Below are 14,523 nucleotides of genomic sequence, written 5' to 3'. Positions count from 1 at the left end.
CTCCATCCGCGCCGCCCGGCGCGGATCAACAGAACACATCGGGAAACACCACTCCATGAAACTTGCGACGCTGAAAGACTCCACCCGCGACGGAAGGCTCGTCGTGGTCTCGAAAGACCTGACCCGTTGCTCCGAGGTGGGCCATATCGCCCGTACGCTGCAGGCGGCGCTTGACGATTGGGCGCATACAGGCCCACGGCTTGCGCGTGTCGCGGAAGGCATGGAGACTGGATCCCAGCCGACGATGCGCTTTCACGAGCACGATGCGGCCTCGCCTTTGCCGCGGGCGTATCAATGGGCCGACGGTTCGGCCTATGTCAATCATGTCGAGCTTGTCAGGAAGGCGCGCAACGCCGAGATGCCGGCAAGTTTCTGGACCGATCCGCTGATCTATCAGGGCGGCTCCGACAGCTTTCTCGGGCCGCGCGATCCGATCATCATGGCCGAGGAGGCGTGGGGCATCGACATGGAGGGCGAAGTCGCCGTCATCATCGATGACGTGCCGATGGGAGCGAGCCTCGAGGAATCCCGGCGGGCGGTTCGCCTTGTCATGCTGGTCAACGACGTCTCGCTGCGCGGCCTCATCCCCGCCGAACTCGCCAAGGGCTTCGGCTTCTACCAGTCGAAACCGTCGTCCGCCTTCTCGCCGGTCGCCGTAACTCCCGACGAACTGGGCGATGCCTGGGACGGCGGCAAATTGCACCTGCCGCTCAATGTCGACCTCAATGGCAAGCCGTTCGGCCGCGCCAATGCCGGCGTCGACATGACTTTCGACTTTCCGCAACTGATTGCGCATGCGGCCCGTACCCGGCCGCTTTCGGCCGGCACGATCATCGGTTCCGGCACCGTTTCCAACAAGCTCGATGGCGGGCCGGGCAAGCCGGTCGCGGCAGGGGGAGCCGGCTACTCCTGCATCGCCGAGGTGCGCATGATCGAGACGATCGACAGCGGTGCTCCGAAAACGCAGTTCCTCAAATTCGGCGACGTGGTCCGGATCGAGATGAAGGATGCCGCCGGCCATTCGATCTTCGGCGCCATCGAACAGACGGTCGAAAAATCCGTCCGCGCCTGACGGAGTGGGAAACCGATCGGATCGGAGGCAAACGGGGTGAACGAAACGGTTCTTTACGACTATTGGCGCTCGTCGGCGAGCTATCGCGTGCGGATCGCGCTCAATCAGCTCGGCGAGACCTACGCCTCCATTCCGGTCGATCTCATCGCCAAGGCCCATCGTGGGCCGGATCATCTGGCACGCAATCCGCAAGGCCTGGTGCCGGTACTCGATATCGATGGCGAACGTTTTACCCAATCGCTGGCGATCATCGAGTATCTGGCGGAGACGAGGGAAGGCAGCGGCTTTCTGCCCGCCGACGCGATCGGCCGGCAGCGGGTGCGGGCGCTGTCCCATGCCATCGCCATGGATATCCATCCCATCTGCAATCTCGGGGTGATTGGTTATGTCATGGCCTCTGCCGAGGACGGCGAAGCGGCACGGCGCGCCTGGATGCTCAAGTTCATCGGCGAAGGCCTTGCTGCCTTCGAGCGCATGCTCGATCACCCGTCCATCGGAGCGTTCTGCCACGGCGACCGGCCGACCATGGCGGACTTCTGCCTTGTGCCGCAGGTCTACAACGCGCGGCGCTGGGGCGTCGATCTCTCCGCTTGCCCAAGGATCGTCGCGATCGACGCGCGTTGCGCCGAGATCGACGCCTTCGCACGCGCACATCCTGACCGCGCAAGCCGTTAAGACCGAGCCTCTCAAAATTCGCCATTCTGAACGGTTCGCCGTGGCCTGTTCCGTCCAGCCGATGTCGCGAATGGATCGGCGGGCCTGAAATCGTCACGCTAGTTTTCGCGTGACTGCCCGCAAAAGGGGGCCGGAAACACCTCTAGAGAGAGATCCATCGATGAAAAGCTACGTGCTGACCGTCACCTGCAAATCCACTCGCGGCATCGTCGCCGCCGTCACCGGTTATCTTGCCGAAAAGGGCTGTTACATCAGCGACAGCTCGCAGTTCGACGATCTCGAGACGGGGCTCTTCTTCATGCGGCTCAGCTTCATCAGCCAGGACGGGGCGAAGCTGGAGGAACTGCGCGAAGGCTTTGCACCGGTTATCAAGCGTTTCGAGATGACGATGGAAATCCGCGATTCCGAAGAGCGGATGAAGGTGCTTTTGATGGTGTCGCGTTTCGGCCATTGCCTGAACGACCTGCTCTACCGCTGGAAGATCGGCGCGCTGCCGATCGACATCGTCGGCGTCGTCTCCAACCACTTCGACTACCAGAAGGTGGTCGTCAATCACGACATCCCGTTCCACTGCATCAAGGTGACGAAGGAGAACAAGCCGAAGGCGGAAGCCCAGCTGATGGAACTCGTCGAGCAGACCGGCGCCGAACTGATCGTGCTCGCCCGCTACATGCAGGTCTTGTCCGATGCGCTCTGCAAGAAGATGTCGGGCAAGATCATCAACATCCACCACTCGTTCCTGCCCAGCTTCAAGGGCGCGAACCCCTACAAGCAGGCCTATGAGCGCGGCGTGAAACTGATCGGCGCGACGGCGCATTACGTCACCGCCGACCTCGATGAGGGTCCGATCATCGAGCAGGACATTGCCCGCATCACCCATGCGCAAAGCGCCGAGGACTATGTCTCGATCGGCCGCGACGTCGAAAGCCAGGTGCTCGCCCGCGCCGTCCACGCCCATATCCACCACCGCTGCTTCATCAACGGCAACCGCGTCGTCGTCTTCCCGCCGAGCCCGGGAAGCTATGCCTCCGAACGGATGGGCTGAGGCACCATTGCCTCGCCGCATCCTGCGGCTATAGTCGTTCTCGGATTGAATGAAGTGCAGGCGATCGGCCCCTCACCCTAGCCCTCTTCCCGCACGCAGGGAGAGGGGACGAGGGGGCGCCACGCTTCTCATCCGTCAAGCCCACGCCTGGGAGGTCAGGCACGGGCGGCGCATTCCGTCTCCCCGCGAGCGGGGAGACGGTCGCGGCAGCGGGATGAGGGCTGAGGACCGCACGGTTCCTGTGAGGAGGACTACAATGAGCAATCGCGATCCGGTCGTCATCGTTTCGGCGGCGCGCACGCCGATGGGTGCCTTTCAGGGAGGACTGAAGGACCTGACAGCACCGGAGCTCGGCGCCGTCGCGCTGAAGGCGGCGCTTGAGCGCGCCAGTATCGATGCGGTCGACGAAGTCCTGATGGGCAATGTCTTGCCGGCCGGCATCGGCCAGAATCCCGCTCGACAGGCCGCGCTTGGCGCCGGCCTCGGAAAGGAAACGCCCTCGACCACGGTTTCCAAGGTCTGCGGCTCGGGCATGAAGGCGCTGATGCTCGGACATGATGCGCTTCTCTCCGGCAGCGCGTCGGTGATCGCCGCCGGCGGCATGGAGTCGATGACCAACGCCCCCTATCTGCTGCCCAAGGCCCGCGGCGGTTTCCGGCTCGGCCACGGTGAGGTCAAGGATCACATGTTCCTCGACGGGCTGGAGGACGCCTATTCCGGTCGGTTGATGGGCACCTATGCCGAGGATACGGCCCAGCATTACCAATTCTCGCGGGCCGATCAGGACGCCTTCGCGCTGCGTTCTCTCGAAAGGGCGCTGAAGGCGGCAGAGGACAAGTCCTTTGCCGGCGAACTTGTGGCGGTCGTCGATGGCGGCAAACGCGGGAACGCCAATCTCGACCGCGACGAGCAGCCGATGAAGGCTGATCCGGCAAAGATACCGAAGCTGAAACCTGCCTTCCGCGACGGCGGCAGCGTCACGGCTGCCAATTCCTCCTCCATCTCCGACGGCGCCGCCGCCCTGATCCTGATGCGCGCGAGCGAAGCGGAACGGAGAGGACTCACACCGCTCGCGATTGTTGCCGGACATGCCGGCCATGCCCAGGAGCCTGCCTGGTTTACCACAGCGCCGATTGGCGCCATCGAGAAGCTCATCGACAAGCTCAATTGGGAGAGGGGCAGCGTCGGTCTCTACGAGATCAACGAAGCCTTTGCGATCGTCGCCATGGCGGCGATCCGTGATCTCGGTCTCTCCGACGAGATCGTCAACATCCATGGCGGCGCCTGCGCGCTCGGCCACCCGATCGGCGCTTCGGGCGCCCGTATCGTCGTGACGCTGCTGAATGCAATGCGGGCGAACGGGGTCAAACGCGGCATCGCCTCGCTCTGCATCGGCGGCGGCGAGGCAACGGCGGTCGGGCTGGAACTGCTGCAGTAGGGGAGTTTGCCCCCTCTCCTCGGGTTTAACCCGAGGACTAGCCCTCTCCCCGCAGGCGGGAAGAGGGGACGAGGTCGCGACTCGATCGTTGGCCCTACCATGCTGCAATTGACATTCCGGCCCGCGCCCCAGCTTCAAAAGTAGGCGGTGATGGGAAATGAGTGGACACGGCTTGCCCCTTCTCCCCGCTTGCGGGGAGAAGGTCGCGGCAGCGGGATGAGGGGCGGCCGTCCCTCCCTGCGAGGACGCTTATCGCCTCTTAAATATGCAGCGCGTGCCCCAGCGCCTTGAAGGCTGCCTCCTGGAAGGCTTCCGACTGGGTCGGATGCGCATGGATGGTACCGCCGATGTCCTCGAGCCGTGCGCCCATTTCGATCGCCAGCGCGAAGGTCGCCGAGAGCTCCGAGACGCCGTGGCCGACCGCGTGGATGCCGAGCACGAGATGATTGTCGGCACGCGCGACGACGCGGACGAAACCGTCTTCGGAAAGCGTCGTCATGGCGCGGCCGTTCGCCTGGAACGGAAACTGGCCGATCTTGATTTCGACGCCGGTCGCGCGCGCCTCGTCCGGCGCAAGGCCGGCGCTGACGATCTCCGGGTCGGTGAAGCAGACGGCCGGGATGCAATGCTTGTCCCAGCTCCGCTTACGCCCGGCAACGATCTCGGCAACCATCTCGCCCTGCGCCATGGCGCGATGTGCGAGCATCGGTTCGCCGGTGACGTCGCCGATCGCATAGATGCCGCGCATCGAGGTGCGGCACTGGTCGTCGATGCGGATGAATTTCCCGGCGCGATCGAGGTCGATCTCCTCGATGCCCCACCCTTCCGTGACGGGTCTGCGGCCGACGGTCACGAGGATCTTCTCGGCGGCGACCTCGAAGGGGCGGCCGCTTTCTTCCGCAAGCAGACCGCGGCCATCGGCCGAGAGGCGTTTGGCGGCGGTACGCGTGAAAACATCGATGCCGAGTTCGCCGAGGCGCTTCATCACCGGCTTCGAAAGATCGGCGTCATATTGCGGCAAGATACGGTCCATGGCTTCGAGCACGGTGACCTTCGAACCGATTTTGGCGAAGGCGGTGCCGAGTTCGAGGCCGATATAGCCGCCGCCGATCACGGCCAGCGTCTCAGGAACCGTTTTAAGCGCCAGCGCTCCGGTCGAGGAGATAACGTTGTCGCCGAAGGGCAGGTCTGGAAGTTCGACCGGTGCCGAGCCGGTGGCGATGACGATCGCCTCGGCGCGAATACGCTGCAGGCCGGTCTCGGTCTCGACGTCCACGGTCTTGCCGTCGACGAAGCGAGCCTCGCCGACCACGGCCTTGACGCCGGCCTTCTTCAGCAGGCCCGTCACGCCGCCGTTCAGCCGCCCGACGATGCCGTCCTTCCAGGCGACGGTGCGCGCGAGGTCGATCGCCGGCGCACTCAGCGAAAGTCCAAGCGGGCTCTTGCCGGATGCCGCGGCACGGAGCTTGTGAAACTCCTCCGCTGCGTGGATCAGCGCCTTCGAGGGGATGCAACCGACATTGAGGCAGGTGCCGCCGGCCTTCGCCTTTTCGACGATCACGGTGTCGACACCGAGCTGGCCCGCACGGATGGCGCAGACATAGCCGCCGGGACCGGCACCAAGCACCAGAAGCTTGCAGGAGATTTCCTTCATGATCGCATCATCCTTCAACGAAAATCAGCGCTGGCGTTTCGAGCAGCGTCTTCAGCCGCTGGACGAAGGTCGCGGCGTCCCAGCCGTCTATGACGCGGTGATCGAAACTCGATGAGAGGTTCATGATCTTGCGCGGTACGAATTGCGTCCCGTCCCAAACCGGACGGATGGCGATCTTGTTGACCCCGACGATCGCCACCTCCGGGTGATTGATGACCGGCGTCGAGGCGATGCCGCCAAGTGCGCCGAGCGAACTGATGGTAATGGTCGAACCGGTCAGCTCGTCGCGGGTCGCGGTCCCGGTGCGGGCGGCGTCCGCCAGCCTGTTCAGCTCTGCAGCGCAGTCCCAGATCCCGCGCGCTTCGGCGTGGCGCACGACCGGAACGGTCAGGCCGGCGGGGGTCTGGGTGGCGATGCCGATATGAACGGCGGCATGCCGGTGAATGATGCCGGCGCCATCGTCGAAGGTCGCGTTGACGCCCGGCTGCTCGGCGATGGTCTTGACGAGCGCCCGCATCAGGAACGGCAGGACCGTCAGCTTCGGCTGATCGGGCTTGCGGTCGCGGTTCATCATCGCGCGCAGGTCTTCAAGCGCGGTCATGTCCATTTCCTCCACATAGGTGATGTGGGGAATGCGCGAGGTGGACAGCGTCATCTTCTCGGCGATGCGACGCCTGAGCCCGGTGACCTTGATCTCCTCCACCGCCGTCTTGCGGACGAGACCTGTGATCGCCGGCGCCGGCTGGGCGCCGCGGCTGAGGAAAAGGTCGAGATCGTCATGGGTGATCCTGCCAGCCGGTCCTGTCCCGGTTACCTGGCGGAGGTCGATACCGCTGTCCTTCGCGCGGAGCCGCACGGCCGGCGAGGCGAGCGGTTTCTTCGACATGTCGCGTGCCGGAGGCGCGCCGGTCGGCGCTGGCCCTGTCTCAATCCTCTCGGGCTTCGGCGGCGCTTTCGGCGCCGGCGGGGCAGAGACGGCCACGGGCTCTTCGAGCACCTCTTCGGCAAGCGCCTCCGGGATGCTGTCCGGCGGGGGCTCGCCGGTTGCAGCGGCGGTCTCGATCCTGACGAGTGGCGCCTTCACGGCGACAGTGTCGCCGACTTCCGCTCCGAGCCACAGCACCTTGCCGGACACTGGCGAAGGGATCTCGACGGTCGCCTTGTCGGTCATGACCGCGGCGAGCACCATATCCTCGCGCACCGGGTCGCCGGGTTTCACATGCCATTCGACAAGCTCGGCCTCGGCCACACCTTCGCCGACATCGGGCATTTTCAGGATAAACTCGCCCATCGTCAGGCCTCCATCACTTCGGTGAGCGCGCGGCCGACGCGCGCGGGGCCGGGGAAATAGTCCCATTCCTGTGCGTGCGGGTAGGGTGTATCCCAGCCGGTCACCCGGACCACGGGCGCCTCCAGATGATAGAAGCAATGTTCCTGAACGAGAGACACGAGCTCAGCGCCAAAGCCGGAGGTCAGCGTCGCCTCGTGCACGACGACGCAGCGTCCCGTCTTCGTCACTGACTGCACGATCGTATCGAGATCGAGCGGCAGCAGGCTGCGCAGGTCGATCACTTCCGCATCGATCCCGGTTTCTTCGGCGGCAGCGAGCGCGACATGCACCATGGTGCCATAGGCGACCACCGTCACGGCCGAGCCCTTGCGGCGGATTTCGGCCTTGCCGATCGGGATCGTATAGTGGCCTTCCGGGACGTCGCCGAGCTCATGCTTCGACCAGGGCGTCACCGGGCGTTCGTGGTGGCCGTCGAATGGGCCGTTGTAGAGCCGCTTCGGCTCCAGGAACATCACCGGATCGGGATCCTCGATCGCCGAAATCAGGAGCCCCTTGGCGTCGTAAGGGTTGGACGGAACGATGACCTTCAGGCCGCAGACATGGGTGAAGAGAGCTTCAGGGCTCTGGCTGTGGGTCTGGCCGCCGAAGATGCCTCCGCCGGTCGGCATGCGCAGGACGATCGGGCAAGTGAAGTCGCCGTTCGAGCGGTAGCGAATGCGCGCGGCCTCCTGGGTAATCTGGTCGTAGGCCGGATACATGTAGTCGGCGAACTGGATTTCGACGCAGGGCTTCAGCCCGTAGGCGGCCATGCCGATGGCAGTGCCGACGATGCCGGATTCGCTGATCGGCGCGTCGAAGCAGCGGGTCTTGCCGTACTTTGCCTGAAGCCCTTGCGTGCAGCGGAAAACGCCGCCGAAATAACCGACGTCCTCGCCGAAGACGACGACGTTCTCGTCGCGCCCCATCGAGACGTCCATGGCGCTGCGCACCGCCTCGATCATTGTCATCCTGGCCATGTCAGTACCCTGCCTTCTGCCGCTGGCGGCGGATGTGCGGCGGCATCTCGGCGTAAACACCCTCGAAAATATCTCGTACGGATGGCTTGCCGCCGGCATGCAGCGTGCCGTGGATTTCCGCCTTTTTCTGCGCCTGGATCACCTCGTCCATGATTTCGGCTTCCGCCTGGGCGTGGCGCTCTTCCGACCACGCGCCCCGGACGATCAGGTGCTTCTTCAATCTCAAGACAGGATCGCCGAGCGGCCAGGCCTCCGATTCGGTCTTGGGGCGATAGGCGCTCGGGTCGTCGGAGGTGGAGTGCGCGCCGACGCGATAGGTCACATATTCGATCAGCGTCGGACCGAGATTGCGTCGCGCCCGCTCCGCCGCCCAGCGCGCGACCGCGTAGACGGCGAGATAGTCGTTGCCGTCGACGCGCAGCGCCGGGATGCCGAAGCCCAAGCCGCGGGCCGCAAAGGTACCCGAGCCACCGCGGGCGATGCCCTGGAAGGTCGAGATCGCCCATTGATTGTTGACGATGTTGAGGATGACGGGCGCCCGGTAAGTCGATGCAAAGACCAGTGCGGAATGGAAGTCCGACTCCGCCGTCGAGCCGTCACCGATCCAGCCGGCAGCAATGCGCGTATCGTTCTTGATCGCCGAGGCCATGGCCCAGCCGACCGCCTGGACATATTGGGTGGCGAGATTGCCGGAAATCGTGAAGAAGCCGTGCTCCTTGGAGGTGTACATCACCGGTAGCTGGCGTCCGTGGCACGGGTCGCTCTCGTTCGAGAAGATCTGATTCATCATCTCGACCATCGGGTAGTCGTCGGCGATGAGAAGACCGGCCTGTCGATAGGTCGGGAAATTCATGTCGCCCTTGCGGAGGGCTCTGCGGAAGGCGCAGCTTACCGCCTCCTCGCCGAGATGCTGCATATAGAAGGACGTCTTGCCCTGACGCTGCGCCATCAGCATGCGCGCGTCGAAGGCGCGCAGCATCATCATGTGCCGGAGGCCGGCCAATAGCTCGGCATCGGAGAGGAGCCCGGCCCAGGGCCCGACGGCTTCGCCATCGCGGTTCAGCACGCGGATGATGGAAAAGGCGAGGTCCCTGATGTCTTCCGGGGCGACGTCCACCTCCGGGCGCGGAACGGAACCGGCCTTCGGTATCTTGACGTTGGAGAAATCGGGCTGACCGCCCGGCCGAACGGCCGGTTCGGGGACATGCAAACTCAAACGGTCGAGGTCGCTCATGCGGGTTCCGGCCTCCCTTCCGGATTGCGCATCGCACGCAAATCATGCTTCGGGAGAACGGCGTTGCCGGTCTCATGGCATGTGACGGCAACGATCTCGCGCCGTGGCTTACTCCTCCGCCCAACGCCGATTTGCCGTCTCGATCCCCGTTCTCCCAAGGGGATACATGCTGACAGACTGCCATGAGTTCAGGGGGAGATGAAGGGTTTTCGCGGTCTCGGCCGGCCGCCGTCTGAAGAAAGACAGAATACTGCCATTGGGTCTTGGGTGCGCGGCGGGAAACAGGCAGCAGCGACCGTTGCGAGAAATTTTCTTGCGCGGCCGGTTCGGGGATCGACGCTCGAAGCCGCGTGTTCAGACCGGCGGCGCGATCTCGAGCGGCGTGCCATCGGAGAAGCGCGAGAGTCGGAAATTCGCCGGATCGACGATCGGTTGGTCTCCCGTGACCAGATCGGCGACCAGGTGACCAGCGCCGGGGCCGATACCGAAGCCATGGCCGGAAAATCCGGTCGCGATCGTCAGCCCGGGGACGTTTTCAGCATAGGAAATGATCGGCACGGCATCGGGCGTCACGTCGATGAGGCCGGCCCAGATCTGCAGCGGCGCGGTCTGTCGCAGCGCCGGGAAGACCTGTCTTGCCGCCTCGAACGCCCTTAACGCGGAGCGCGGATCGGGCCGGGGATCTAGAATTCGATGGCGTTCGAAGGCGCCCGGACGGTCGAGCGGAACGGATGCGATCTCGAAGAGTTCGCGCCAGCTCTGCGCGCTCAAGCCGACCTGCACAGCCTCGCCCTCAGCCTTTCGCGCAGGCTGAAAATCACGGAAGAAAGCGAAACTGTCCGGGACGACCGGATGCAGGTTGGCGCCGCCGTCGGCGATGGTAAAGCCGCCGTCGAGCCGCTTTCGATAGGCATAGGTCGCCGTCGCGCCGGCGCCCTCGGGTCCACCGTCAACCGGCGTCGTTCTGAGCACGGTGTTGCGCACCTTCAGCTGCGGTAGCCGGATTCCGAGTCCCTTGCAGAAGAGCCGCGACCAGGCACCGCCGGCAAGGACGACGGCCGCGGCTTCGATTCGGCCCTTTTCCGTGATCACGGCACTGATCCGGCCAGCGCTTCTCTCTATCCCGCGCACGGCGCAGCCCGTGACGATATGCGCCCCGGCGCGACTGGCGCCCGCGGCAATTGCCGGCACCGCCTTCTGCGGCTCGGCCCGCCCGTCGCTCGGCGTAAAGAGCGCGCCTTTGTAGCGGGTGGTCGCTCCCGACATCCTGGACTGCGTTTCCTCCGGGCCGATCTGGCGGCTGTCGACGCCGTGCTGCCTGGCGTGCGCCAGCCAGGCATCGCGATTGGCGATATCCTGTTCGCTCTCCGAAACATACAGAATGCCGCTGCGGCGAAATCCGGTTTCGCCGCCGACGCGCGCATCGAGCGTGTCCCAGATTTTCAGTGCCGCCATAGCAAGCGGGATTTCCCGGCGGTCGCGACCCATGACGCGCACCCAACCCCAGTTGCGGCTCGATTGTTCGCCGCCGAGCGCGCCTTTCTCGCAGAGCACGACTTGAACGCCGCGTTCGGCGAGGAAGAGCGCGGTGCTGACCCCGATGATGCCGCCGCCGATAATGACGACCTCGGCTTTCGGAGGTAGCGAATCGTCGGTGGTGACAGAATCGAGAACGGGACCGGGCATGGGTGCCTCTTGGGTATGGGTGATCGACTCTAATAGGCAAGAGCGGGATGCGGGCGGAAAGCCGCGCACGCTTTTCCTCATCCCGCTCTGGCAATCGCTGCACCGTTCCTCGCGCCCGATCAAGGCCGTACGACCAATTCGCCGGCTACGATGCGCAATTGCCACATCAGTTCGGGGCCTTCGCCCCCTTGAACTGATGCAGGATCCTTCTGTCTTTTTCCGATAAAGAGACGATCGGTCGCTTGACAGATCAGCAGGCCTCGATGTCTCCTGGCGGGCATGGAATGGGCCGTAGGCCCGCGAGCTAAAGCATGGATGGAAAAAACATGGGCGGACTTCTGACGGGCAAGCGGGCGGTGATCACGGCGGCGGCGCAAGGTATCGGCCGTGCGGCGGCCGAGGCCTTCAAGCGCGAGGGCGCCTCGGTCGTCGCGACCGACATTAATGAGGAAAAGCTTGCCGAACTCGCGGCGCAGGGGATCGAGGTGGCGAAGCTCGACGTCTTGAGCGAACAGGCGATCGCCGAGTTTGCAGCGCGTACCGGCGCTGTCGACGTTCTCTTCAATTGCGCCGGTTTCGTCCATGCCGGCACGATCCTTGAAGCGAGCGAAAAGGACTACGACTTCGCCTTCGACCTCAATGTGAAATCGATGTTCCGGATGATCCGCGCCTTTCTGCCCGGCATGATCGAAAAGGGCGACGGCTCGATCATCAACATGTCGTCGGTCGCCGGAGCGCCGAAGGGCGTCCCGAACCGCTTCGTCTATTCGGCGAGCAAGGCGGCGGTCGTCGGCCTTACCAAGTCGGTCGCAGTCGATTTTATCGGCAAGGGCATCCGCTGCAACGCCATCGCGCCGGGTACGGTGCAATCGCCGTCGCTGGAGGAACGGATGCGGGCGCAGGGCAACTACGAGCAGGCGCGCGCCGCCTTCATCGCACGCCAGCCAATGGGGCGCCTCGGCACGCCCGAGGAGATCGCGGCGCTCGCCGTCTATCTCGGCAGCGATATATCTGCCTATACGACCGGCCAGGTGCATGTGATCGACGGCGGCATGACCCTCTGAAAGGTTGAGCACAGGCCGACTTCCAGAGGTTCGGCCGAGACTCTATGCTCGCCGCATGCGTGACGAAGACAACAAACTCCGCCCGGTCCTGCGCATCGACTTTCCGCCCGGCGATCGCCTTGGGCGCGGCAAGATCATGCTCCTGGAGCTCATCCGCGAAACCGGCTCGATTTCCGCTGCAGGACGCGCGATGGATATGTCCTATCGGCGCGCCTGGCTGCTCGTCGATGCCTTGAACCGGATGTTCAAGGAGCCTTCGGTGGAATCGCAGCGCGGCGGCAAGCAGGGCGGCGGTGCCGCTGTCACCGCTTTCGGCGAGATGCTGATCCAGCGCTTCCGGGCGATGGAGGCCAAGGCTTGCGCCGCAATCAATGACGATCTCGACTGGCTTGAGGCCGTTCGTGATCGACCGGCTGTTTCCATGGAGACAGCGACTCGGCACGAGTGACCACGCCACGCTTAGTGGTCGAGCGCCACGGTCTTGATGATCGCGTGGACGGATTTCGCGGGTGCAAGCTGGAGTGCGTCGCGCGACAGGGCGGTGATGCGGGCCAGAATGACATTGCCGCCGCACTGCAGGCGAACGTCGATGCTGCCTTTTTCATCGGGAGAAAGATCGATGACCGTTCCTTCGAACACGTTGAGCGCGCTGATGCCTTCGGGACGCGCAGTGGCCAGCATCACATCGCGCGCCGCGATGTGCAGGCGAACGCTGTGACCCGGCGGAACAAAGAGTTGCGGCACGCGCACGAGACATTGTCCCGCCCGTACGACCGTTAGATTGTGCGCGCTGTCGTGGCTGTCGACCACGCCCTCGAGCAGCGCGCCGGCCTCCCGCCAATCCATCGCGTGCACCGCTGCCGGCTGGCTCAAGATGACGGCCGCGTCGCCCGATGCCTTGACCCGACCGTTCTCGATCACGATGACGCGCTCCGCCAGCCGCGCGACCTCCGCGACCGAGTGGCTCACATAGACAATCGGAATTCTGGTCTCGTCGCGAAGCCGCTCCAGATAGGGGAGAATCTCTGCTTTTCGCGCCTCGTCGAGCGCGGCGAGCGGCTCGTCCATCAGCAAGAGGCGGGGAGAGGCGAGCAGCGCACGGCCAACGGCGACGCGCTGGCGTTCTCCACCAGAGAGCGTCGAGGGGCGACGGTCGAGCAGATGACCGATGCCGAGCATTTCAACGATCCGCCCGAATTCCGAGGCGGACTTTTGCGCACCGGCGAACCAGCGTCCATAGGCAAGGTTCCTGTGAACGCTCAGGTGCGGAAAAAGCCGCGCTTCCTGGAAGACATAACCGAAGCGACGGCGGTGGATCGGCGTGAATATCCGCTTCCTGCTGTCTGCAATCACGTCGCCGTCGAGCACGATCCTGCCGACATCGGGACGGAGAAGTCCCGCGATGATGTTGATCAGCGACGTCTTGCCCGATCCCGAGCGGCCGAACAGCGCCGTCACGCTGCCGTCGGACGTGAACGCGGCGTCGATCGTGAAGGCACCGATCCGGTGACTGGCTTCGACCTCAAGAGTCATGCCGCCACCGACCGTTTCGCCGCGAGTGCGGCGAAAACCTCCGACAGCATCAATGCCGCCATCGAAATGAAGACCGAGATGACGGCAAGGCGCATCGCCCCGGCATCGCCGCCCGGAACTTGCGTAAAGGTGTAGATCGCCGAGGAAAGCGTCTGCGTCTCGCCCGGAATGTTGGAAACGAAGGTGATCGTCGCCCCGAACTCACCCATCGCCTTGGCGAAGGAGAGGATCATACCCGCGATGATGCCGGGAAGGATCAGCGGCAACGTGACCGTCAGGAAGACCCATGCCGGTCCGGCCCCAAGCGTGGCGGCAGCGTCCTCGAGCTTGCGGTCGACCGCCTCGATCGACAGCCGGATGCTGCGCACCATCAAGGGAAAACCCATGACCGCACAGGCAAGCGCGGCACCCGTCCAGCGGAAGGAGAAGACGATGCCGAAATTCTCGGCAAGGAAGGCGCCGATCGGTCCGCGGCGACCGAAAAGAAGCAGCAGCACGAAGCCCGTGACCACCGGTGGCAGGACAAGCGGCATATGCACGAGGCCGTTCAGGATCGACTTGCCCCAGAAGCGCCCACGCGCAAACACCATGGCAGCGAGCAGTGCCAGCGGCAGACTGCCCAGCATCGCGACGGTCGCCACGCGCAGGCTCAGCCGGACCGCCGTCCACTCGGCGTCGCTCAATGCCATCCATTCCAAGCGCCAATTTCCTCCGCACTCAAATCCTCCGTCGCAGGTCCGTCTGACCCGCGGCGCGGAAATCGATTCTAATAAGTTAGAGCGGGATGCGAGCGGAAAACCGCAGACACTTTTCCT

General features: G+C 64.4%; 13 protein-coding genes. 6 read left to right on the top strand and 7 right to left on the bottom strand.

Going from position 1 to position 14,523, the window contains the following annotated elements; all coding sequences use genetic code 11:
- The first annotated feature begins 55 nt into the window (after positions 1-55).
- The 4 genes from FKV68_RS18205 (at position 56) to FKV68_RS18190 (ending at position 4,230) form a co-directional block, all read left to right on the top strand.
- Complete coding sequence (locus FKV68_RS18205) at positions 56-1,072, top strand: fumarylacetoacetate hydrolase family protein (RefSeq protein ID WP_180939181.1); 1,017 nt, start codon at positions 56-58, stop codon at positions 1,070-1,072.
- A 36-nt stretch (positions 1,073-1,108) separates the two neighbouring features.
- Positions 1,109-1,747 (top strand): maleylacetoacetate isomerase, encoded by a 639-nt coding sequence (gene maiA, locus FKV68_RS18200; protein ID WP_180939180.1) that lies wholly within the window; start codon positions 1,109-1,111, stop codon positions 1,745-1,747.
- Positions 1,748-1,907: 160 nt separating this feature from the next.
- Positions 1,908-2,792, top strand: coding sequence for a formyltetrahydrofolate deformylase (purU, locus tag FKV68_RS18195; RefSeq protein WP_180939179.1), 885 nt, complete (start codon positions 1,908-1,910; stop codon positions 2,790-2,792).
- Positions 2,793-3,048: 256 nt separating this feature from the next.
- Complete coding sequence (locus FKV68_RS18190) at positions 3,049-4,230, top strand: acetyl-CoA C-acyltransferase (protein WP_180939178.1); 1,182 nt, start codon at positions 3,049-3,051, stop codon at positions 4,228-4,230.
- A gap of 259 nt (positions 4,231-4,489) precedes the next feature.
- Here the strand turns inward: FKV68_RS18190 and lpdA are convergent, their stop codons facing one another.
- The 5 genes from lpdA to FKV68_RS18165 all read right to left on the bottom strand — a co-directional run bounded on the left by lpdA (position 4,490) and on the right by FKV68_RS18165 (position 11,111).
- A complete protein-coding gene (gene lpdA, locus FKV68_RS18185) occupies positions 4,490-5,884 on the bottom strand; it encodes a dihydrolipoyl dehydrogenase (protein ID WP_180939177.1) in 1,395 nt (464 codons plus the stop codon).
- A gap of 7 nt (positions 5,885-5,891) precedes the next feature.
- Positions 5,892-7,175, bottom strand: a complete 1,284-nt coding sequence (locus tag FKV68_RS18180) for a dihydrolipoamide acetyltransferase family protein (protein ID WP_180939176.1) — start codon at positions 7,173-7,175, stop codon at positions 5,892-5,894.
- Positions 7,176-7,177: 2 nt separating this feature from the next.
- Positions 7,178-8,191, bottom strand: a complete 1,014-nt coding sequence (locus FKV68_RS18175; protein WP_180939175.1) for an alpha-ketoacid dehydrogenase subunit beta — start codon at positions 8,189-8,191, stop codon at positions 7,178-7,180.
- 1 nt (position 8,192) lies between these two features.
- Positions 8,193-9,425 carry a 3-methyl-2-oxobutanoate dehydrogenase (2-methylpropanoyl-transferring) subunit alpha gene (locus tag FKV68_RS18170; RefSeq protein ID WP_180939174.1) on the bottom strand — a complete coding sequence of 411 codons (1,233 nt, stop codon included), beginning with the start codon at positions 9,423-9,425 and terminating at the stop codon, positions 8,193-8,195.
- A gap of 354 nt (positions 9,426-9,779) precedes the next feature.
- Positions 9,780-11,111, bottom strand: a complete 1,332-nt coding sequence (locus FKV68_RS18165) for an NAD(P)/FAD-dependent oxidoreductase (RefSeq protein ID WP_180939173.1) — start codon at positions 11,109-11,111, stop codon at positions 9,780-9,782.
- A gap of 326 nt (positions 11,112-11,437) precedes the next feature.
- Here FKV68_RS18165 and FKV68_RS18160 point away from each other — a divergent pair, with 326 nt between their 5' ends.
- Together FKV68_RS18160 and FKV68_RS18155 are read left to right on the top strand one after the other, a co-directional pair.
- Positions 11,438-12,175, top strand: coding sequence for an SDR family oxidoreductase (locus FKV68_RS18160; RefSeq protein ID WP_180939172.1), 738 nt, complete (start codon positions 11,438-11,440; stop codon positions 12,173-12,175).
- 55 nt (positions 12,176-12,230) lie between these two features.
- Positions 12,231-12,623: a winged helix-turn-helix domain-containing protein gene (locus FKV68_RS18155; protein WP_180939171.1), complete on the top strand. Its 393-nt coding sequence runs from the start codon at positions 12,231-12,233 to the stop codon at positions 12,621-12,623.
- An 11-nt stretch (positions 12,624-12,634) separates the two neighbouring features.
- Here the strand turns inward: FKV68_RS18155 and modC are convergent, their stop codons facing one another.
- Positions 12,635-13,708, bottom strand: coding sequence for a molybdenum ABC transporter ATP-binding protein (modC, locus tag FKV68_RS18150; RefSeq protein ID WP_180939170.1), 1,074 nt, complete (start codon positions 13,706-13,708; stop codon positions 12,635-12,637).
- Positions 13,705-14,397 (bottom strand): molybdate ABC transporter permease subunit, encoded by a 693-nt coding sequence (gene modB / locus FKV68_RS18145; RefSeq protein ID WP_180941558.1) that lies wholly within the window; start codon positions 14,395-14,397, stop codon positions 13,705-13,707. Before modB ends, modC begins: the two co-directional genes overlap by 4 nt.
- Between the last annotated feature and the right edge of the window lie 126 nt (positions 14,398-14,523).

Origin of the sequence: Sinorhizobium mexicanum (assembly GCF_013488225.1) — a bacterium.
Taxonomy (GTDB): domain Bacteria; phylum Pseudomonadota; class Alphaproteobacteria; order Rhizobiales; family Rhizobiaceae; genus Sinorhizobium; species Sinorhizobium mexicanum.
The sequence above is the reverse complement of the archived record's forward strand: the minus strand, read 5'-3'. Positions and strand labels throughout refer to the sequence as shown.

Bases quoted from the DNA above. Each gene is read 5' to 3' on its own strand.
- FKV68_RS18205 (WP_180939181.1), top strand. From the start codon at position 56: ATGAAACTTGCGACGCTGAAAGACTCCACCCGCGACGGAAGGCTCGTC.
- purU (WP_180939179.1), top strand. From the start codon at position 1,908: ATGAAAAGCTACGTGCTGACCGTCACCTGCAAATCCACTCGCGGCATC.
- FKV68_RS18190 (WP_180939178.1), top strand. From the start codon at position 3,049: ATGAGCAATCGCGATCCGGTCGTCATCGTTTCGGCGGCGCGCACGCCG.
- lpdA (WP_180939177.1), bottom strand. From the start codon at position 5,884: ATGAAGGAAATCTCCTGCAAGCTTCTGGTGCTTGGTGCCGGTCCCGGC.
- FKV68_RS18180 (WP_180939176.1), bottom strand. From the start codon at position 7,175: ATGGGCGAGTTTATCCTGAAAATGCCCGATGTCGGCGAAGGTGTGGCC.
- FKV68_RS18175 (WP_180939175.1), bottom strand. From the start codon at position 8,191: ATGGCCAGGATGACAATGATCGAGGCGGTGCGCAGCGCCATGGACGTC.
- FKV68_RS18170 (WP_180939174.1), bottom strand. From the start codon at position 9,425: ATGAGCGACCTCGACCGTTTGAGTTTGCATGTCCCCGAACCGGCCGTT.
- FKV68_RS18165 (WP_180939173.1), bottom strand. From the start codon at position 11,111: ATGCCCGGTCCCGTTCTCGATTCTGTCACCACCGACGATTCGCTACCT.
- FKV68_RS18160 (WP_180939172.1), top strand. From the start codon at position 11,438: ATGGGCGGACTTCTGACGGGCAAGCGGGCGGTGATCACGGCGGCGGCG.
- FKV68_RS18155 (WP_180939171.1), top strand. From the start codon at position 12,231: ATGCGTGACGAAGACAACAAACTCCGCCCGGTCCTGCGCATCGACTTT.
- modC (WP_180939170.1), bottom strand. From the start codon at position 13,708: ATGACTCTTGAGGTCGAAGCCAGTCACCGGATCGGTGCCTTCACGATC.
- modB (WP_180941558.1), bottom strand. From the start codon at position 14,397: ATGGCATTGAGCGACGCCGAGTGGACGGCGGTCCGGCTGAGCCTGCGC.